Here is a 19,767-nt window from a genome sequence, read left to right as displayed (position 1 = left end):
CCGGTCGGCCCTCGTGGGCTGCCACCCACCCGCCCGCGTCCGCACGGTCACCGCGCCGGCGCCCCGTCCGCACGGTGACTGCGCCGACGCACCGAGCCTGCTGCGGCCTACGCGCCCTCCAGCACCCTCCGGCAGTCCCGCAGCAGGGTCTCGTCCTCCAGGACGTCATGGCTGCCGTAGCCGCCGGAGCGGGCCCGGTGGCGGCGTGGGGTGGCCAGTTCCGTGGCGACCAGGTCGTGGGCCGGGCTGCCGGCGTCACCCATGCGGACGAGACAGGCGGTGATGGTGCCACGGGCGTACGGGTTCTGCCGCCAGGCGTCGCGGAACACGGGCAGGACCGGCTCCGGGTCGGCACCGATGTCCCAGACGGCACAGGCCGCCGCCGTCCGCTCCCACAGGTCGGCGGAGTCCGTCAGACTCCGCAGCCGGGGAAGCGCGACGCCTGCATCGGAGCCCATGCGCGCCAGGGCCGAGACGGCCGGCCGGGAGCCACCCGCGGGCCCCGGAAGGTCCAGCGCGCCCAGCAGCGGAGGGAGGACGGCCTCCGCGTCACCCTCGACGGACCAGAGCGCGGCGGCGGCGGCCACCGCGCTCTCGCCGCTCAGCAGCCCCCGCAGCACGGGGACCGCCTCCCGGGCGGCCGGCCCGAACGCCACGAGCGCCTCGGCCAGAGCCTCCACGAGGGAGTCCCGCAGGCGCAGATCGCGGGGTGCGCCCTGCAAGAGCCGCAGCACCTCCGGGACGGCGGCGGCGTAGCGCAGGGCACCGAGGGCGGACAGCAGGGGGGCGGCCCGGCCGAACGTGTCGGCGTCGTCCAGAGGCACGTCGGCCAGTCGCTCCCGCAGCAGCGGTGCCAGGGGGAGGGCGGCCGGGCCGAGGTGCCGGACGGTGTGACCGGTCTCGTTCGGAACGACTCGGTGCCGCAGGACCTCGGTGAGCGGCGGGACCGCGCGCGGGTCCCCCGCCCGGGCGAGCGCCCGGAGCGGGCCGCCCAGCGTGGCCGTGCCGCGCCCCCAGGAGTCCTGGTCCGATGCGACGAGGGCGGCGAGACGGTCGGCCGCCGGTTCCGCCAGGCCGAAGAGGAACTCCAGGACGGACACGGCGGCCTGCCGCAACCGCTCCTCGTCCGAGGCCAGTTGCTCACCGATCAGGGCGACCGGCTCCGCGTAGGCAGCCCGCCATTCGCGGAACAGTCCCGCCGACATCCAGACGGCGTTGCACCGGTCGGCCGTGTCCGTGCTGCTCAACTGCCCCTTGAGCAGGGCGATCCGGTCACCGGTGCGGGCCCCCAGCGCGCTGTGCAGCGTCCGGAGCAGTTGCGCGCCCTCCTCGTCCGCGGGGCGCATGCGGCGCAGCCGGCCGAGGAGCGTGTCCGTGGACGTCCGGGTGGGTTCCCCGGACGGCCGGAAGTGCCGCGACCTCGTGTGGAGCAGCTCCACGACCGTGCTCACGAGGTCGGCCGGCAGCCGGTCGGGGGCGCACAGGGCCAGCTGCCCGAGCGCGGCGAGCCGCAGCCCCGGTTCGTGGGGTGGGGCGCAGAGCGTGGCCAGCAGATCGACGGCCGGGGCGGAGAGCCCGGGGTGCAGACGCGCGAACAGTCCGAGCCCCTCGACCAGAGCGAGACGGACGCCCTCGTCGTGTTCGTCCGTCAACTGCCGTATCAGCAGGGGCAGTAAACGGCCCGGTGCCTCGGAGAACCGTACGAGCGGCGTCGGTACGGAGCGGCGCACCTCGGGGTCCGCGTCCGTCACGAGGTCGAGGAAGACCGCGGCACCCGACCGGATCGCGGCCCGCGCCGCGGTGTAGTTGTCGTCGGGCCGGTCCTCCGTGTCCGGGCCGCCCGGGTGCTCGTCGTCACCGGGACGGCCGGACCCCTCGCCGTCGGGCTCCGCGGGTGCGTCGTCGACGTCCCCGCCGCCGATGCTGGCGAGCAGTTCCACGACACCGCCACGGTCCGGAAGCCCGGGGTGTCGCAGGAGGCCGAAGAGGAAGGGGATGCACGCGAGCGTCGAGTCGTATACATCGCCCTGGTGGTGCACCGCCCCGTACATCCCGTCGAGCGCCGCCTCCCGCTCATGGGGGTGCCGCGAGGCCAGGCCCCGCAGCAGCTCCGGCACGTCCGCGGCGCTTCCGTAGGCATGCTCCATCGAGGCCCAGTCGACCTCGTCGATCCCCCTGAACACGGCGTCCTCCCCAGGCGTACGGCCAATGATCGCGAGTGTGCACCACGGCACTGACAGTGACGCCCGGGCGCCGCCACGTCGACCGTGACAACCCGGCCAACTCCCGCGATAAAGGCCGCTTTACGACGGTCGGCCGGGGCGTTCCGTCCGTCGTGCGGGGAACCGGGGGAGCGCGGGGGGAGCGAGGAAGCCCTCGGCGCGCGCCGCGGCGATGCCGATCCGGGGGAGATCGGCGCTCTTCTCGAAGAGCAGATAGCGGGGTTCCCAGACCGGCCGGTACTTGGCGTTGGCCCGGTAGAGGGACTCGAGCTGCCACCAGCGCGAGAGGAACGTCAGCACCGAGCACCACAGCCGCAGCACGGGTCCCGCGCCCAGCCGTGTCCCGCGCTCGAAGACGGACCGGAACATCGCGAAGTTCAGGGACACCCGGTCGACGCCGATCTCCTCGGCCCGCCGCAGGAGTTCGATCACCATGAACTCCATCAGCCCGTTGTCGGAGTTCCGGTCGCGACGCATCAGGTCGAGGGACAGCCCCCGTACGCCCCAGGGCACGAAGCTCAGAACGGCCCGGGGCACCCCGTCCCCGTCCCGGCACTCCAGCATCACGCACCGTCCGTCGGCGGCGTCCCCCAGCCGGCCGAGCGCCATCGAGAAGCCGCGCTCGGTCTCCCCGTCGCGCCACTGGTCCGCCAGGTCGGTCAGAGCGGCCGTCTCGGCGTCGGGGATGTCCTCGTGGCGCCGGACCCGGACCGTGTGTCCTGCCCGCCGGACCCGGTTGTGCGCCTGCCGGACGCCCCGCATCGCGCGGCCCTCCAGGGTGAAGTCGGCGCGATCCACGACGGCTTCGTCCCCGAGCTCCAGCGCGTCCATGCCGTGCCGGGCGTACATGGTCCCGGCCTCCTCGCTCGCGCCCATCACCGCGGGCGTCCACGCGTGCCGCCGCGCCTCCCGGAGCCACGCCTCGATCGCGCCGGGCCACGCCTCCGGGTCGCCGATCGGATCGCCGGAGGCGAGGGTCACGCCGCCGACGACGCCGTACGCGATCGCCGCCTTGCCGCTCGGTGACCAGATGACCGCCTTGTCGCGCCGCAGCGCGAAGTAGCCGAGCGAGTCCCGCTCACCGTGCCGTGCCAGCAGTTCCCGCAGGCGCGTCTCGTCCTGTTCACCGAGGAGTTCGAGCCCGCGCGGGGAGCGGAAGCAGGCGTAGAGCACCAGCAGGAAGGTGCCGGCCATGAGGGCGTTGACGAGGACGTCCGCCCAGCGCGGCGCGGCGACGGTGTCGAAGCGGTCGGCGAGCGGGCCGACGCTGACGCCGCGCAGCAGGGTGTACGCGATGCGGTCGCTCAGCGGCGTACCCGCCACGCGGTTGGTGGCGCTCACGAGCGCGGTGCCGAGTGCGGCGCTGACGAGGAGCCCACCGGCGCCGACGGCCAGGGCGAGGCGGGGGTTCGAACGGTCCCCCACGGCGTGGAACTCCCTGCGACCCAGCACCAGGGCGCCGACGAAGAGGGCGGTGAGCAGCACCGACAGCCAGTTGAACCAGTGCTGCCGGTAGCGCTCCTGGCTCAGGGCCACCCCGTAGAGCACGAGGAGAGGTCCCGCCAGCAGCATGTTGAAGATCCACGCGGCGCGTTTGCGGCGCCGCATCACGAGCGCGAGGAAGAGGGCGAGCGCCGCCGAGACGAGACCGGCGGTGGCCAGGTACGGAGTGAAGAACTCGCCCGCGTTGTGCTCGTGGACCTCCTCGCCGAACGGCAGCGAGACCACCGCGACCACGTTGAGCAGCGCGAGCAGCCTCAGATACCAGACGGTGGAGGCGGCGGCCCGGCGCCGGAGCAGGGCGCCCGTCCGTCCGGGCGGCGCCACCCCCTGACGCGCGACGGAGTTCCGCTGTTCCTTGACGGGCACTGACTGTTGTACGGACACCGTGGAGCATCACCTTGGGGAGCGGCCGGGCGAACCGGTGCGAGCAGAGGGCGGAACACTACATGGTGTAGGGAAGAGGAAGGTGGTCGCCACGTAGGAGGGGCCCGAGGTGGTAAGGGAGTGGTGTGAATCGCCCCGCCCCGCCGTCCGTCAGCCGCGCCCCGGGTTCTTCAACTGCCCGCCCGGGCACGGATCCCCGCCCTCGGTGAGGGCCGGACGCCCGCGGGTGGTGGCCCACCATACGAGGTCGCCGAGGGCCGCGCCCGCCGCGACGAGGGCCGTGATCACCCCGGCCATGGTCAGGCCGTCGCCGAGGTGAGGGCGTCCGTGCAGGGCGTGCAGGTCGAATCCGCACAGGTGATACACGCCCACCGCGGCGATCCCCAGACTCGGCACGAGCAGTGCCAGCACGGACGCCGGACCACGTCCCGTGCGTCCGGCGTCACGTTCCCTCACAGGTTCCCCCTGACGTACGACGCTTTCCCCGGGGGAACCTACAGCACGTAGGGTCTCCCCGGCGTGGCCTTGCTCCCATTGTGTTCCGCCGGGTACCCGGGGCCGTCCCCGTCACACACCGGCGTGTCGGGCACGGCTTCAACAGGCCCTGTCGCACGGGGAGTTCGCTTCAGGCGGTGTCAGACGGAGCGGTGGTACTGCTCCGGCACGTGGACCTCCGCGCCGAGTTCGCGCGCTGCGAGCCGGGCGAAGGAGGGGTTGCGCAGCAGTTCGCGGCCGAGCAGCACCGCGTCGGCCTCGCCGTTGGCGACGATCTTCTCGGCCTGCTCGACCCCGGTGATGAGGCCGACGGCCGCGACGGCGAGCGGCGTCTCCTTCTTCACCCGGGCGGCGAAAGGCACTTGGTAGCCCGGACCGACGGGGATGCGGACACCCGGCGCGTTCCCGCCCGTCGAGACGTCGAGCAGATCCACGCCGTGCTCGTGCAGTGTGCGTGCGAAGCGAACGGTGTCGTCGGCGCTCCAGCCGGCGTCCTCCAGCCAGTCCGTCGCCGAGATGCGGAAGAACAGCGGTTTGCCGTCGGGCCAGACCTCCCGCACCGCGTCCACGACCTCGAGCGCGAACCGGGTCCGGTTCTCGTACGAGCCGCCGTACGCGTCGGTGCGGTGGTTGGAGTGCGGGGAGAGGAACTCGTTGACGAGGTAGCCGTGGGCGCCGTGGATCTCGACGATCTCGAAACCGGCCGCGAGAGCGCGCCGTGCCGCGTCCGCGAACTGCCCGACGATCTCGTGGATCCCCGCGACCGTCAGCTCGTCCGGGACCGGATGCCCCTCGTCGAAGGGAAGGGGGCTCGGTGCGAGCGCCGTCCAGCCGTGCGCGTCCGGACCGACCGGCGCGCCCCCCTTCCAGGGCCGGTCGGTCGAGGCCTTGCGCCCGCCGTGTCCGAGCTGGATGGCGGGAACCGTGCCCTGGGCCGCGAGGAACCCCGTGATCCGGCGGAACGCCTCGACCTGGGTGTCGTTCCAGAGGCCCAGGTCGTACGGGGAGATCCGCCCCTCGGGCGAGACGGCGGTCGCCTCGACGACGATCAGTCCCGCTCCGCCGGTGGCGCGTGCCGCGTAGTGGGCGAAGTGCCAGTCGTTCGGGGTACCCGTGGAGGGGCCTTCCGGGGCCGCCGAGTACTGGCACATCGGCGGCATCCAGACCCGGTTGGGGAGGGTGACGTCGCGCAGGGTGCAGGGCTCGAAGAGCGCGCTCACGGCGGACTCCATTCGTCGCGGGGCCGGTGTACGACTCGCACGATAGGCCGCGTAGTACGGCGGGTGTCAAACTACGACGACTCTCGTACTATGAGACTCCGGGAACGGAACCCGTACCCGGACCGAGTCCCCGGACGATGTGGAGCCGCCGTGACGACCGCCGCCCCCGCCCCCAGCGGCCGTGATCTGCCGCATCCCGCGTGCGAGGAGATCCGGCTGGAGTCCGTGCTGCACGCGCTCTCCGACCCGATGCGGCTTCAGGTCGTGCGAGAGCTCGCCGCCGACGGCGGCGAGCTCTCCTGTTCGCACTTCGTGCTGCCGGTGACCAAGTCCACGACCACGCATCACTTCCGGGTTCTCCGGGAGAGCGGCGTGATCCGGCAGGTCTACCGCGGCACGGCGAAGATGAACGGACTGCGCGAGGACGACCTGGAGGCCCTGTTCCCCGGACTCCTCGGCCGCGTTCTGGAGGCGGCGGCCCGCCAGTCGGATCGGCTAGGCGGGCGCTGAGGCCGCCTCCGGCTCCGCTTCGGTCTTCGGCCGACTCTCCCTGCCGGGAAGGTGGTTGAACAGCAGGTTCAGGGCGATCGCCGTGAGGCAGCCCGCGCTGATGCCGCTGTTCATGACCGTCTGGAACCAGTCGGGGAACCGGGCGTAGACCCCGGGCACACCGACCGGCAGCATGCCGATCGCGACCGAGACGGCCACCACGGTCAGGTTGTGGTTGTCCTTGAAGTCCACGGCCGCGAGCGTACGCAGTCCGCTCGCGGCGACCGTCCCGAACATCACCAGGCCGGCCCCGCCGAGCACGGGCGCCGGTATCGCGGCGACCACGGCACCCAGCTTCGGCAGCAGGCCGAGCACGACGAGGATGCCGCCCGCCGTGGCGACCACCCACCGGCTGCGCACCCGCGTCATGCCCACCAGGCCCACGTTCTGTGCGAACGCCGTGTAGGGGAACGTGTTGAAGACGCCGCCGGGGACCGTGGACAGGCCGTCGGCCCGGAGACCGTCCGCGAGGGTGCGCGGCACGACGGGCCGTTCGGTCATCTCGCCCACCGCGATGAAGTCACCAGTGGTCTCGGTCATCGTCACCAGCGCCACGACCAGCATCGACACGATCGCGGAGGCGTGGAACGACGGCGCCCCGAAGTGGAACGGTGTGCTGATGCCCAGCCAGTCGGCGTCCCCGACCCCGCCGAAGTCCGTGAACCCGAACGGCACCGCCACCGCGAGGCCCGCGGCGATGCCGACGAGGACGGCTATCCGGCTCAGGAACGCGGGCGCGAACCGCTGAACGCCGAGGACCACGGCCAGGACGAACCCCGCGAGGGCGAGGTTCTTCGGCTCCCCGAAGTCCTTCGCGCCCGCACCGCCCGCCGCCCAGTTGCCCGCGACCGGCAGCAGCGAGACGCCGATGATCAGGATGACCGTGCCGGTGACGAGCGGCGGGAAGAAGCGCAGCAGTCGTCCGAAGACCGGGGCGAGCAGCACGATCGCGAGACCCGCCACGATCACCGACCCGTAGATCGCCGGCAGCCCGCCGCCCGTCGTCCCGATGAGCACCATCGGCGAGACGGCGGCGAAGGTGCAGCCCTGCATGATGGGCAGTCGCACCCCGAAGCGCCAGAAGCCCACGCACTGGATCAGGGTCGCGATACCGCACACGAGCAGGTCCGCGGTGATCAGATACGCCAGGTCGGCGGGCGACAGCTTCATCGCGCCGCCCACGATCAACGGCACGGCCACCGCGCCCGCGTACATCGCGAGCACGTGCTGGAGCCCGAAGGCGGCCAACTGGCGTACGGGTGGGACCTCGTCGACGGGATGCACGGGAGCGGTGGTTGCCATGGGCACTCCAGAAGCTGCGGGGAGAGAGGGCGTCCGCACGACACGCGCACGCCCGGACAACACGGGACCGTAGGCGTCTTGAACAGTTTGTTGATTTCCGGTCTGTTGCCGGTGTGTGTCATGAGTCGCGAACCGGCCGGGACCCGGGCCGGTACGGCCTCCGCGCGGTTGGCGGACCCCGGAGTGGCGGGGCCCGTCAGGTGCTCGCGGTCCGTGCCGCCGCCCACAGCGCGTCCCAGTCGGGCAGCTTCACCACGCCCCGGCCGAGCCGGGCGCCGAGCTCTGCCTCGGCCCGCTCGATCGCCTGCCACCCCGCCCACTCCACCGGCCGTACGCCCGCCGCCCGGAGGGCTTCGAGGGGGTCCTCCGCGACCTTCCGCCGGGCGAGAGCGGGGGCGTCCTCCAGCAGTGAGGTCACCGTCTCCTTGGCGCAGGGCCGGTTCGTTCCGATGACGCCCGTCGGGCCGCGCTTGATCCAGCCCGCCACGTACTCACCCGGAACGACCGCGCCGTCCCGCAGGACCCTTCCGGCCAGGTTCGGCACCGTACCGAGCAGGGGGTCGAAGGGCAGTCCGTCGAGGGGAACGCCCCGGTAGCCCACCGAACGCAGCACCAACTGCGCCTCGATCTCCTCGTACCGGCCCGTTCCGGTGACCCCGCCCGACCCGTCCGGCACCGTCCGTTCGAAGCGCACCGCTGCCACGCGCCCGCCGTCCGCGAGGAGTTCGACGGGACGCAGGAAGAACCGCGGGCGGATGCGACGGGGCCGGCCGAGCGGCGTCGCGTCCGCCCAGCCCCGCAGCACCTCCACGTTGCGCCGCTGCGCCGCGGGCAGACCCGACGGGTCGAGGTAGTCCGGGTCCAGTGCCAACTCCGCCGAATCCACGACCACGTCGGCATCCGGCAGGGTCCCCAGCTCGCGCAGCTCCTTGGTCGTGAACCGGGCCTGCGACGGGCCGCGTCGCCCGACCATGCTGATGTCCGTGACCGCGCCGGCCGCCAGCGCGGCGAGCGCCGCCTCCGGGATGTCCGTGCGGCTCAGTTCGGGTGCGCCGCGCGCCAGGATCCGGGTCACGTCCACGGCGACGTTCCCGACGCCGATGACCACGGCCGAGCGCACGTCGCGGACGAATCCCTCGACCGCCGCGTCCGGGTGCGCGCTGTACCAGGACACGAACTCGGTGGCCGACCAGCTACCGGGAAGATCCTCGCCGGGCACGCCGAGACGCCGGTCGGTGGCGGCGCCGACGCAGTACACGACGGCGTGGTAGAGCTCCCGCAGCCGCGACACGGGGATCCCGCCCGGGCCGATCCGGACACCGCCGAGGAACCGCACCCGCTTGTCCTCCAGGACGCCCCGCAGGCTGTTCTGCAGTGACTTGATCTTCTCGTGGTCGGGGGCGACCCCGTAGCGCACCAGGCCGTAGGGGCAGGGCAGCCGGTCCAGGACGTCGACCCGGACGTCGGGCGGACCGTTCCGCCGGACAAGGCCTTGCGCGCTGTAGACCCCGCTGGGTCCCGAGCCGACGACGGCGACATGGAGCACGGCGGAACTCCTCACCCGAGGGATCAGGAAGATCGCGGACGTGAGAGCGCTGTTCCTTCCAGGATCGCACCGCCGGTGCTCCGCTGACAGGGTGCTGCGCGGGACAGAGGCGCGCGTGTCCGTTCGTATGGAATGTGATGATGCGGTTACGTTCCGTATGTGCTAGAAGCATCGTTCCTTAATCTGTCCGACCGGTGCCGCGCGGACAGCGCGGTGTCGGTGTGGCCCGCCTGGGAGGTCCGGGAGGGCGAGACCGCCACGTCCTGGTTCCACGTCCGCCTGGCGTTCGCCGACGGCGCCGCCGTCGACCTGCTCGCCGTGCTGGCGGAGGGGGGACTGTCGGTCGAGGACGTACGGGCCGAGCCGCCCCTCTCCCTCGACGACCTCGCGACGGTCGCCGACTGGATCGAGGAGCCGCTGTTCGAGGCCTGCGGAAGCAGGCTCGGCGCCGAAGGCGACCCGGAGGAGGAGGGGCAGGCGCGCAGGGCGCGGCCGGCCTGGCCGCGTGGCGCCGAGGGCCGTCAGCTGATCGCCGACGAGTACCGCGCCGCCCAGGAGGAGGGTGTGGACCCCGTGCTGGCGGTGATGGACGCCACCGGTCACAGCCGCCGCAAGTCGCTGCGCCTGATCGCCGGGGCACGGGACGCGGGGCTGTTGACGCCGCGCCACATCCGCCGCTGACACCGGCGGAGCGCAGGGCCGCGGTGATCAGGACATCGCGCGCATCCGGCTGATCTCGCTCGTCTGCTGCGCGATCACGTCGTCGGCCATCTCCTCGATCTGGATGTTGTTGCCCTGTGCCTTCACGTCCGTGGCCATGGTGATCGCGCCGTCGTGATGGCTGATCATCAGCCGGAGGAAGAGCCGGTCGAACGCGCTGCCGTCGGCCGCGCGCAAGTCCGCGAGCTGTGCCTTCGTCGCCATGCCGGGCATGTCCGTGTGATCGTGCCCCGTGTCCGCGCCGGCTCCGTCGTGCGCCTTCAGCCAGCTCTTCATGGTGGCGATCTCCGGGCCCTGCGCCGCGGCGATCCGCCCGGCGATCCGCCGCACGGCGCCCGACCCGGCCCGTTCCGGGGCGAGTTCGGTCATCCGCAGGGCCTGGGTGTGGTGGGTGATCATCATCCGCGCGTAGGCGAGGTCGGCGGCGTTGGGGGTGTCGTCGTCGGAGCGCCGTTCGTCCGCCTCCTTCGCGGACAGGGTCTCCGCCGCCTCGCCCGGCCTGCCCGGTGCGATCACCGAAGGCCCGCCCGCCGAGGCGGACTTGGTGTCGGAGCCGGAGTCGCAGCCGGTGAGCGCGAGCGCGGCGACGGCCAGTGAAGCCACGACCAGGGACGTACGGGGCGCATGACCAGCGAACACGGCGGCCTCCTGGGGCACACGAATCGGCGGACATCTCACGGGTGTTGATGACCGTCCTAACACGCTTCCGAACGTGACTGATCAAAAACGTTCATTACGAGTACGTTGCCATCTGTTGATCTGTACATGGTGAGGACGATACTTCAGGGGTCCGTGAACCGTTCGACTGCGAACGGCTACAAGGGAGAACACAGTGACCCTGTTGAACCACCCCCGAACGCGGCGCAGAAAACTGGGAGTCGCCGCGGCTGCGGCCGGACTCCTGGCCGCGTTGTTCACAGCAGTCCCGGCGTCCGCAACCCCCGACCCCGGGGACACCCCCACCACGCGGGAGCAGGTTTCCGGCGGTGAAGCCGCCGCGGCGCGAGCGGCGATCGCGAGCGGCGAGATACCCGGCACCGACGAGATCGTCCACTCCGACAACATCGAACATCTCGCCAACGTCCCCAAAGAGGCCTTCACCGGCCTCAACTCGGACCTGGCCTTCCAGGGCAAGTACGCCTTCGCCGGCAACTACGACGGGTTCCGCGTCTTCGACATCAGCGACCCGAAGGCGCCGAAGACCGTCGCGCAGGTCCTCTGCCCCGGCTCGCAGAACGACGTGTCCGTCTCGGGTGACCTGCTCTTCCTGTCCACCGACTCCTCGCGCAGCGACAACTCGTGTGCGAGCACGACACAGCCCGCGACCGAGAAGTCGTCGTGGGAGGGCATGAAGATCTTCGACATCAGCGACAAGGCGAACCCCCGGTACGTCGCCGCCGTCGAGACCGCCTGCGGCTCGCACACCCACTCGCTGGTGCCCGAGCGCAAGAACGTCTACGTCTACGTCTCGTCGTACTCCCCGAGCGCCACCTTCCCCGACTGCCAGCCGCCGCACGACGGCATCTCGGTCATCAAGGTCCCGCGCAAGGCGCCCGAGAAGGCGGCCGTGGTGAACTTCCCCGTGCTCTTCCCGGGCGAGGGGCCCGACGGAGGCGGCAACCCGGGCTCGCCCACCAACCCGGGTGTCTCCAAGACGACCGGCTGCCACGACATCACGGTCCTGCCGTCGAAGGACCTGGCCGCGGGCGCGTGCATGGGCGACGGCATCCTGTTCTCCATCGAGGACCCGGAGCATCCGAAGGTCATCGACCGGGTCCAGGACAACGTGAACTTCGCGTTCTGGCACTCGGCGACCTTCAACCAGAAGGCCGACAAGGTCGTGTTCACCGACGAGCTGGGCGGCGGCGGAGCGGCCACCTGCAACGAGGCGACCGGCCCCGACCGCGGCGCCGACGGCATCTACGACATCGTCGGCAGGGGAGACCACCGCAAACTCGTCTTCCGGAGCTACTACAAGATCCCCCGCCACCAGGCCGACACCGAGAACTGCGTGGCCCACAACGGCTCGCTGATCCCGGTCAAGGGCAAGGACCTCATGGTCCAGGCGTGGTACCAGGGAGGCGTCTCCGTCTGGGACTTCACGAACTCCGCGAAGCCGAAGGAGATCGCCTACTTCGAGCGCGGCCCGCTGTCCACCGACACCCTGCAGGTCGGCGGCTCCTGGTCCGCGTACTACTACAACGGCTACATCTACTCGAACGACATCGCCAAGGGCTTCGACGTGCTGAAGCTGAGCGACCGACGGACGGACGCGGCCCGGCGGGTCCACCTGCGCGAGCTCAACGTCCAGACGCAGCCGGACTACTTCGACTGATCGTCCTCCGGCTCCGCACCCGTCTCGAAGAAGCGTGAGAGATCCGTCCCGGGGGTTCCGCCCGATGTCTCGGCGTCGGGCGGGACCCCCAACTCCCACTCCAGCCGGTACCGTTTGAACAACTCCGCCCGCAGTACCGGCACCTGCATCGGCACGCCCGGCACCAGCGCCGCGTAGACCGCGCCCATGAGCAGCGCGCGCAGCATCGGGTAGTCCGCCGTGACCTGCGTCGAGCCGTACGCGGCGACGGTCTCCCCGAGCAGTTCGGAGAGCCGGCGCTGCTCCGGGCACTGGACGAACCCCTCGGCGTGGAGCAGTCCGGCCATGTGCTGGCGCATGAGGACCGGCTGGTCACGGGTGAGGCCGAGGATCGCGTCGATGGCCCGCGCCATCCGCTCCCGGCCGTCCTCGCTGCGCGGCTCCCGTTCGAGTGCCTCCTCCAGCGTGCGGTGCATCAGCCGGTGCACGGCCGACTGGAGGAGCTGTCGCTTGCCGGGGAAGTAGTACGACACCAGTCCGCGGGCCGATCCCGCCCGGTCGGCGATGTCCCCGAGCGTCGTAGCGTCGTAGCCCCGCTCACTGACCAGCTCCACGGCGGCCTGGAGCAGCCGCTCCCGGGAACGCCGCCGCAACTCTTCATTGACCGAGGCGCTTCGCGGGGACATGCTGTAACTCCTGCGTTGACTGGCTGCCAGCCAACTATACTCAACGCGTCCGGACCGAGACCCTCCGCGGGTCGCTTCCGGGCTGTCGCCGACCTGGGGCGACGCGGGGGATCGCCTCAGGTCGGACGCGGCAGCGGCCTGCGCCGTGCCTCGGTGCCCTCATGAACCGACCTCCTGCATCGCGGGAGCGGTCTGCGCCGGGACGGGGGTCGCCTCCTCCTCGGCGGGCCCGGCGCCCCGCGTGGTGCGGAGAACCCGTCGCCAGCTGCCGACCATGTACCAGCCCATGGACAGGCTCAGCAGGACATTGCCGACGAGGGATTCCTTGTCCCGGCTGAGGGCGGTGTTGTGGAGAGCGGCGCCGGTGACGTACGTGAGCAGCCCGGCGAGGAGGATCCAGAGTGCTGTCTTCAAAGGGACCTCATGAGAGTGCGGTGGAGGCGCCAACCTAGCCACGTCTCCCGCATTTAGGGTCATTTGACCCGTGTTGGCGCAAGCTTGACCATCGCTGGCCGATCAAGCCCGAGAGTGATCCATTGCGCGGCGGATCGTCCCAGGTCGGACGCGTGCCGCCCGTGAAGGTCGCCCGAGGCCACCTCTATCGCTCGCCGAGCCCGCGCGTCCTCCATAGAGTGGCCTGGAGTCCTGAGGAGGCGTACGGACATGGATCAAGAGCAGATCCTGAGCAGGATCACGGCGATGGTGGACGACGAGCGACGGCTGCGCGACGCCGTGGCGGCGGGCGAGATCGACAGCTCCACGGAGCACGCGCGCCTCTCGGAGCTGGAGCGCGAGCTCGACCAGTGCTGGGACCTGCTGCGCCAGCGGCGCGCCAAGTCCGAGTTCGGCGAGAACCCGGACGAAGCACAGTCGAGGCCGTCGTCGCAGGTCGAGGGCTATCTGGGCTGAGCCCCGGTTCCCGCGCGGCCCGTCAGTGCGCCGGGCCGAGCACTGCCCGGAGCCCGTCCGGGCGGTCCGCGACGGGCAGATGGTCGACGAAGCGCACCGCGCAGCCCAGCGCCGCCGCACCGCCGTCGGCCCGTCGGTCGTCGCCGACCATCAGGGTGTCCTCGGGGGCGACGCCGAGCGCGGAGCAGGCGACCGCGAAGAGCCGCGGATCCGGCTTCTGGATGCCGTGCTCGTACGACAGCGCATAGGCCGCCACGTACGGGTCGAGGCCGTGCGCACGGAACACCGGGCGCAGATCCCAGCCGATGTTGCTGACCACGCCGACCGGGACGCCTCGCTCGTGCAGCGTGCCCAGCACCTCCGCCGCGTCCGCGTAGGGGGTCCAGGCGGCGGGCGCCATGTGGCGTTCGTACAGGGCGTCGTGCAGATCGGGCCCGGGCAGGGACACCAGCCGGGAGAGACCCGTGAAAGCCGCCCTGTGCTCGGTGGCGCTCCGGTCGCGGGCGGCCCACACGGCGTCGAGGTGGGCCGGCACCGGCACGGTCGGCCTGGAGCCACCGGGGAGCGCGCCCGCCGACTCCAGTTCCCGCGCGGTGCGCGCCAGTTCCTCCTCGGACAGTTCGTGCCCGGCCTCGGCGAGGGCCGCACGCAGCCAGGAGGCCGCGGACTCGATGCGGAAGAGGGTCCCGGAGAAGTCGAACAGCACTCCCTTGAAGGTCATGGGGAGAATCCTTCGGGGCACCGTCCCCGCCGGTCAAGGGGCCCCCGGTCGCCCCACCGCCCGTAGGCGCTCACGGCAAGGGCCACGACGAGGGCTCCGACGAGCCAGCCGCCCGCCACGTCGGAGGGCCAGTGCACCCCGAGCCAGACACGCGTCAGACCGACCCCGACCACGCTGACGAAGGCCAGGGCCAGTGCGGTACGCCGCACGGCGCGTCCGGCGTCGTACCGGTAGAGCAGCCACAGCAGCAGGCCGCACACGACGGTGGCCGTGAGGGCGTGCCCGGAGGGGAAGGCGGCGTAGTGCGCGGAGTCGACCGGGTCGGGCCAGACGGGCCGGGGGCGTCCGACCGCCCACTTGAGCCCCTGCTGCACCAGCGTGCCGAGCGCGCACGTGGCCACCAGCCACAGCGCGAGCCCCCAGGCCGCGTGGCGCCGGACCAGCCAGACCACGGCCACCGCGCACAGCGCCCGCATGGTCCAGGGGTCCCACACCCAGTCCGTCAGGATCCGGCACGCGTGCGTGACGCCCGGTGAGTCGACCGCCCACCGGTGGGTGGTGCGGGCGATGTTCTCGTCCAGGGTCATGAGGGGCCTCCACGAGAGGGCGACCAGGAGGAACAGGGCCACCGTGGGCGGGGTCAGCGCTGCCGCCGTGATCAGTGCTGTGCGGGTCGGAGGGCCGGGCGGGAGGCGCATGCGTCGATCCTCCCCGACGGACACCCCTCGGCCCTCGCCTCGACGCGCGGCGTCGGGCGGAGCCACTCTTCTCCGGGGTGACCGTGCGTGCTGGGCCGGCCACCCCACCCACCGGCCACCCCCACCCCTTCTTCGCCCCCTCCGCCCCTGCCCGTCCTGCACTCGGGGCCCCGCCCCGGACCCCGCTCCTCGAACGCCCGAGGGGCTGAATGCTCCGAGTACGGGAGGGCGGACTACCCCAGCGCCCGAAGACCCGGAACGAACGCCACCAGCACCGGAACCACCGGCACCAACGCGGCGGCCGCCGTCAGCTGGAGGCGACGGGTCGCCGGGAGCCGGTGCCGCGGCGTGAGGAGGCGGTCCACGCGCTGGGGGACATGCGCCCCGGGGGTCGGGCACGGCCCGAACACCCCGCGGTCCTCGTTGAGTTCGACCAGGGCGAGAGCGATCGTCAGGCGCCCGAAGCGGCGCGACGCGACATCGTCCGCGGCGAGCTCCACCAGCCGGTGCATCTCGTCGCGGAACGCCGCGAACACCGGCACCCGCGGGAACCCGTTGGCCAGCGCCCCCGAACAATGCAGCAACCAGTCGTGGCGAGCCCGCGCGTGCCCCTGCTCGTGAGCGAGCACGGCGTCCAGCTGACGCCCCTTCAGGCGACGCAACGCGGCCGTGGTGATGACCAGTTGAGGGGCTGTGCCGGGCAGCCACCAGGCGTCGGGACGCTCTCCCTCCAGCACGACGAGACGATCCGCGCCGGGCTCCTCGCCGGGCAACAGCGGCGCCCGCACGAGGAGTTCACGTCGGCTCTGCCGGCGCCTCCGCCGAGCCCGGAAGATCTCCCGGGCCAGCATCGCCGCGGTCCAGGCGCCACCGCAGGCGAGGGCCACCGCGGTCGTCGCGGCCCAGGGGCTGCCCGCGCCGAGTGCGTAGGCGTCCACGACAGGGGCCGGCGCGCCGTCGAAGACGTGCCCGCGCACGGCGGCCCAGGCGGCGGCCGCGGAGAGGGTCATCGACAGGACGCAGCACAGCAGGACAGCCGCCACCACGCACTGCCAGACCCACAGGGCGACGACGGGTTCTCGGTCCGGCCAGTCCGCCCGGGCAAGCAGTCGCGGAGCGACCGCGGCGACCAGGGCGCCGAGCAGCAACAGTGCCGCGGGGACCATCATGGGCCGAAGCCTATGAGCGGGGCGTAGCCGCTGGATACGGTCGGCGACGGCAAGTGACGTACGCCACGGTTTCGTGCGGCCCCGGCCCGCCCCCAGGACCTGGCGCTCAGAGCGTGACCAGCATCGCCAGCATCGCGATGCCCATCGACAGACGGCAGGCCTGCGAGAGTTCGGGCCGGTCACCCCACCGGACGGCACGCCGCGCGCCCCACACCGCGGCACCCGAACCGCTCCGGGGGCCGCCGACGCCGGGACCGGCACCGCCGCCACCGGCGGCCGTCAGGGGCAGGAGACGAACGCCCGACCGGAGGACGTAGCCGGTGAAGTAGAGGAGGAGCGCTCCGGTGAGGAGCGGGACACCCGCGCCGCCGTGGCCGTGCGCGTGGTGGGCCGGCGCGAAGGTCATCACGGCGGCCATGTAGACCATGGCGACCGCGCCCATCAGATGGTGCAGCTGATGGGGCCTGCTGCGCGCGGTCCAGAGGCCCCGCAGTGCGGCGGTACCGAACACGGTCACGTAGACGAGCCAGGCCCAGCGCGGCGGGGCCACCACCGCGGCCGGTACGGCCATCGCGGCCATGCCGAACCCCATGAGCGCCTCGGCGCCGGCGGTGTGCCGCTGTTCCTCGACGGGGCTGCGCATCCGCAGCAGGCAGTACGCCCCGGTGGCCGCGCACAGGGCGACGAGCAGCCAGCCGGGCGAAGCCGGTTCGTACACCGTGGAGCCTCCCCGCTCGGCGATGCCGACACGCGACGGACGAAGGACACCCGATGCCGGGCGGCGCGACGGCGGACATCGCGGCACGGCGTCGGACGGACGGATGGATGGATGGATGGGTGTGTGGGTGAGGGGATGGATGGAGGGACGGCCCGGTCGGTCGGCCGGGCGCTCGGTCGGTCAGGGCATGCCCAGGCCGGTCGGGGCGCAAGCGAGCGCAAGGGTGTACGAGGGGGAGCGCGCAGGGGGTGCACCGTCCTGCCCCGATCTCCTCGGGGTGGCCCGGAGCGCCGGACGGGCCCGGTGGGAGCAGCGCCGGGAGCAGGGAGGAGGGCGGCCGTCCGCCAGATAATTTACAAGTAAAACACCTGTTAAGGTTATGGCATGAGCAGTGCACCCCGCCCCGCACCGTCGCGCGTCCCCCGCCTTCCGCTCGCCGGTGTCCTGCGTCTCGGCAGACCCTCGGACATCTGGTTCAAGCCCGCCCTCAGCGTCGTCGTCGCGGTCGCTCCGCCGAACCTCACGCTCCTGGCCCTCGGGCGCCTCGATCTCGCGATGTACACGATGGCCGGGTCCCTGTGCGCGCTCTACGCCCACAACCGCCCGTACGCCGCCCGGGCCCGCGTCCTCGCGTGGGTGGTGCTCGGAATGCTCGGCGGGCTGGGAGTCGCGCTCGTCACGGCCTCGCTCACCACGAACACCGTCGTGCTGGTGACCATCGGCGCGCTGCTGGCCGCCGCCCAGAAGGCGCTGTGCGACGCGACCCGCGTCGGCCCGCCCGGGCACGTGGTCCTCGCGTTCGTCTCCTCGGCCTCCCTGTTCGTGCCCCAGCACCTCGGTCAGGTGCCCGGGCACCTCGCGCTGGGAGCGGCCGCGGGAGTCTGGGCCTGGATCGTCGGCATGGCCCCCGGACTCGTGCGCCCGCACGGGCCCGAGCGGCGTGCCACGGCGCACTCGCTGAACGCGGCGGCGGCGTACGCCCAGAGCCCCGGCGACGCCCGGGCCCGCGCCGCCGGCGCCGCCGCCGTGCACGCGGCGTGGCAGTCGCTGCTGTCGACCGGGGCGCGCTCGGCACCCCGCCGCGCCCTCGAACGGCTCGTGGTCCGCGCCGAGGTCGCGCTCGCCGCTCCCGCCGACACCGAGCCCGAGCGGTTGCGTGGCCTCGCCCGCGACCTGTCCGGCACCGGTCCGGTGCCGCGCACGGACGGTCTCGGGGACGCGGCCGACGAACTCCTCGGCGTGGAGGCGGCCCTCGCCCTCGGGGAACGCCCGCTGCGCGACCGCCTCGGCCCGCTCGCCCCGATCGCCCTGCGCACGGCCGTCGGCTGCGCCCTCGCCGGCTACGTCTCGCTCGCCCTCGGTGTCGGCCGCCCCTACTGGGCGCTGGTCACCGCGGCCTCGCTCTACCAGGCCAACGTCACCCTGACCTGGAGCCGGGGTGTACAGCGGGTGGTCGGCAACCTGGTCGGGGTGCTCGCCTTCGCCGCTCTCGTCCCCCTCGCCCACGTCGGCCGGGCGGCCCTGGTGCTGTGCTGTATCGCGCTGAACTTCGGCGCGGAGGCGGTCATCGGCCGGAACTACTGGCTGGGCAGCGTCTGCGTGACGCCCATGGCTCTGCTGATCACCGAGTTCGCCCGGGCTCAGCAGCCCGCCGAGCTGATGACCGACCGGGTCGTGGACACCCTCGTCGGCGCGCTGGTCGGCCTCGCCGCCGCGATCGCCGTCACGAACCGGCGGGCCGGCGACCGGATCGAGGACGCCCTCTCGGCCGTGGAGCGCGCCCGGGAACACGCCGACGGACTGATGACCGCGGAGCGCCCCGGCCCCGGGGCCCTGGAGTCGGCCCGCCGCGGCCTCGCCGCCGCCGTGGTGGACCTGCGGGCCGCGGCCGACGCGGCGGCCGGCGAGTGGTGGCAGCGCGCCCTGCCCGAGGAGCGCGTGATGCGGGCCGAACAGGCCGGACACCGTACGCTCGCCGCGACGGTACGACGCCAGGGACTGCACGGCCGGGAGGGCGCACAGGCATGACGACAGCGGACGGACGGAGCACGGCGGACGGTGACCCGGTGACCGGGCCGCCGCCGGTACCCGTCGACACGGTGGCCGCCGTCGTGCGCCAGTGGCAGACGGTGCGGCCGGAGCTCGACACGGGCCCCATGGAGGTCATCGGGCGCGTCAACCGCTGTGCGGCGCTCCTCCAGCAGGCCGAGGACGCGCCGCTGCGCCGGGCGGGGCTCACCCGCCCCGAGTTCGACGTGCTCGGCACACTGCGCCGCACCGGGCACGAGCTGACCCCCGGTGACATCGCCCGCGAGACGTTCTCCTCGGGTGCCGCCGTCACCAAGCGACTCAAGGCGCTGAGCGAGCGCGGACTGGTCGAGCGTCGCGGCGACACCCGTGACCGCCGGGTCGCGCACGTCAGGCTGACGGACGCGGGGCGCGACCTCGTCGACGGCGTCCTCCCCGACCAGCTCGCCTACGAGACGACGGTCCTGTCCGGCATCGACGCCGAACGCCAACGTGAACTGGCCGCACTCCTCGGGGAGTTGCTGGGTCAGCTCGAAGGACGTCTGGGTCTGCCGCGATCCTGACGCCGCCGCGACAGTCCCCC

19 protein-coding genes are annotated in these 19,767 nt (G+C 72.6%); 6 read left to right on the top strand and 13 right to left on the bottom strand.

Features of this window, described 5'->3' with window-relative positions:
• Positions 1-107 precede the first annotated feature (107 nt).
• The 4 genes from B0675_RS31265 to B0675_RS31250 form a co-directional block, all read right to left on the bottom strand.
• Positions 108-2,183, bottom strand: a complete 2,076-nt coding sequence (locus B0675_RS31265) for a HEAT repeat domain-containing protein (protein WP_081222966.1) — start codon at positions 2,181-2,183, stop codon at positions 108-110.
• A 120-nt stretch (positions 2,184-2,303) separates the two neighbouring features.
• Positions 2,304-4,049, bottom strand: coding sequence for a phosphatidylglycerol lysyltransferase domain-containing protein (locus B0675_RS31260; RefSeq protein WP_179165524.1), 1,746 nt, complete (start codon positions 4,047-4,049; stop codon positions 2,304-2,306).
• Positions 4,050-4,259: 210 nt separating this feature from the next.
• Positions 4,260-4,565 (bottom strand): hypothetical protein, encoded by a 306-nt coding sequence (locus tag B0675_RS31255; protein ID WP_081222964.1) that lies wholly within the window; start codon positions 4,563-4,565, stop codon positions 4,260-4,262.
• A gap of 179 nt (positions 4,566-4,744) precedes the next feature.
• Positions 4,745-5,824 carry an NADH:flavin oxidoreductase/NADH oxidase gene (locus tag B0675_RS31250; protein ID WP_081222963.1) on the bottom strand — a complete coding sequence of 360 codons (1,080 nt, stop codon included), beginning with the start codon at positions 5,822-5,824 and terminating at the stop codon, positions 4,745-4,747.
• 150 nt (positions 5,825-5,974) lie between these two features.
• On the opposite strand from B0675_RS31250, the gene B0675_RS31245 reads away from it, so the two are divergent.
• Positions 5,975-6,334 (top strand): helix-turn-helix transcriptional regulator, encoded by a 360-nt coding sequence (locus B0675_RS31245; protein WP_081222962.1) that lies wholly within the window; start codon positions 5,975-5,977, stop codon positions 6,332-6,334.
• On the opposite strand, the gene B0675_RS31240 is transcribed toward B0675_RS31245, so the two are convergent.
• Together B0675_RS31240 and B0675_RS31235 are read right to left on the bottom strand one after the other, a co-directional pair.
• Positions 6,320-7,675, bottom strand: a complete 1,356-nt coding sequence (locus B0675_RS31240; RefSeq protein ID WP_081222961.1) for a nucleobase:cation symporter-2 family protein — start codon at positions 7,673-7,675, stop codon at positions 6,320-6,322. The genes B0675_RS31245 and B0675_RS31240 overlap by 15 nt on opposite strands.
• A gap of 196 nt (positions 7,676-7,871) precedes the next feature.
• Positions 7,872-9,221: an NADP oxidoreductase gene (locus B0675_RS31235; protein WP_081222960.1), complete on the bottom strand. Its 1,350-nt coding sequence runs from the start codon at positions 9,219-9,221 to the stop codon at positions 7,872-7,874.
• 213 nt (positions 9,222-9,434) lie between these two features.
• Between B0675_RS31235 and B0675_RS31230 the strand changes: the two genes are divergently transcribed.
• The gene (locus tag B0675_RS31230) at positions 9,435-9,902 is read left to right on the top strand and encodes a DUF6214 family protein (RefSeq protein WP_081222959.1); all 468 of its coding nucleotides are present in this window, start codon (positions 9,435-9,437) and stop codon (positions 9,900-9,902) included.
• Positions 9,903-9,929: 27 nt separating this feature from the next.
• On the opposite strand, the gene B0675_RS31225 is transcribed toward B0675_RS31230, so the two are convergent.
• The gene (locus B0675_RS31225; protein ID WP_107482883.1) at positions 9,930-10,580 is read right to left on the bottom strand and encodes a DUF305 domain-containing protein; all 651 of its coding nucleotides are present in this window, start codon (positions 10,578-10,580) and stop codon (positions 9,930-9,932) included.
• Between the two features lie 193 nt (positions 10,581-10,773).
• On the opposite strand from B0675_RS31225, the gene B0675_RS31220 reads away from it, so the two are divergent.
• Positions 10,774-12,276 carry a hypothetical protein gene (locus B0675_RS31220; RefSeq protein WP_081222957.1) on the top strand — a complete coding sequence of 501 codons (1,503 nt, stop codon included), beginning with the start codon at positions 10,774-10,776 and terminating at the stop codon, positions 12,274-12,276.
• On the opposite strand, the gene B0675_RS31215 is transcribed toward B0675_RS31220, so the two are convergent.
• The gene (locus B0675_RS31215; RefSeq protein WP_081222956.1) at positions 12,264-12,941 is read right to left on the bottom strand and encodes a TetR/AcrR family transcriptional regulator; all 678 of its coding nucleotides are present in this window, start codon (positions 12,939-12,941) and stop codon (positions 12,264-12,266) included. The two genes, B0675_RS31220 and B0675_RS31215, sit on opposite strands and share 13 nt — an antisense overlap.
• 159 nt (positions 12,942-13,100) lie before the next feature.
• On the bottom strand, positions 13,101-13,355 hold the full coding sequence (locus tag B0675_RS31210) for a hypothetical protein (RefSeq protein WP_081222955.1): 255 nt from the start codon (positions 13,353-13,355) through the stop codon (positions 13,101-13,103).
• A 249-nt stretch (positions 13,356-13,604) separates the two neighbouring features.
• Here B0675_RS31210 and B0675_RS31205 point away from each other — a divergent pair, with 249 nt between their 5' ends.
• A complete protein-coding gene (locus B0675_RS31205; protein ID WP_081222954.1) occupies positions 13,605-13,850 on the top strand; it encodes a DUF2630 family protein in 246 nt (81 codons plus the stop codon).
• 22 nt (positions 13,851-13,872) lie between these two features.
• Here the strand turns inward: B0675_RS31205 and B0675_RS31200 are convergent, their stop codons facing one another.
• From B0675_RS31200 to B0675_RS31185, 4 genes are all read right to left on the bottom strand, one after another.
• Positions 13,873-14,571, bottom strand: a complete 699-nt coding sequence (locus B0675_RS31200) for an HAD-IA family hydrolase (RefSeq protein ID WP_081222953.1) — start codon at positions 14,569-14,571, stop codon at positions 13,873-13,875.
• Positions 14,568-15,269 (bottom strand): phosphatase PAP2 family protein, encoded by a 702-nt coding sequence (locus tag B0675_RS31195; protein WP_081222952.1) that lies wholly within the window; start codon positions 15,267-15,269, stop codon positions 14,568-14,570. Before B0675_RS31195 ends, B0675_RS31200 begins: the two co-directional genes overlap by 4 nt.
• Positions 15,270-15,502: 233 nt before the next feature.
• Positions 15,503-16,438 (bottom strand): M56 family metallopeptidase, encoded by a 936-nt coding sequence (locus B0675_RS31190; RefSeq protein WP_081222951.1) that lies wholly within the window; start codon positions 16,436-16,438, stop codon positions 15,503-15,505.
• Between the two features lie 106 nt (positions 16,439-16,544).
• Positions 16,545-17,156 (bottom strand): DUF5134 domain-containing protein, encoded by a 612-nt coding sequence (locus tag B0675_RS31185; protein ID WP_081222950.1) that lies wholly within the window; start codon positions 17,154-17,156, stop codon positions 16,545-16,547.
• A gap of 384 nt (positions 17,157-17,540) precedes the next feature.
• Between B0675_RS31185 and B0675_RS31180 the strand changes: the two genes are divergently transcribed.
• Together B0675_RS31180 and B0675_RS31175 are read left to right on the top strand one after the other, a co-directional pair.
• Positions 17,541-19,184, top strand: coding sequence for an FUSC family protein (locus B0675_RS31180; RefSeq protein WP_081222949.1), 1,644 nt, complete (start codon positions 17,541-17,543; stop codon positions 19,182-19,184).
• Entirely contained in the window at positions 19,181-19,747 is a 567-nt protein-coding gene (locus B0675_RS31175) for a MarR family transcriptional regulator (RefSeq protein WP_081222948.1), read from the top strand. The genes B0675_RS31180 and B0675_RS31175 overlap by 4 nt, the downstream gene beginning before the upstream one ends.
• Positions 19,748-19,767: the final 20 nt, after the last annotated feature.

Source organism: Streptomyces sp. M41(2017) (assembly GCF_002078175.1).
Taxonomy (GTDB): Bacteria; Actinomycetota; Actinomycetes; order Streptomycetales; family Streptomycetaceae; genus Streptomyces.
This window is presented reverse-complemented; position numbering and strand designations above follow the sequence as displayed.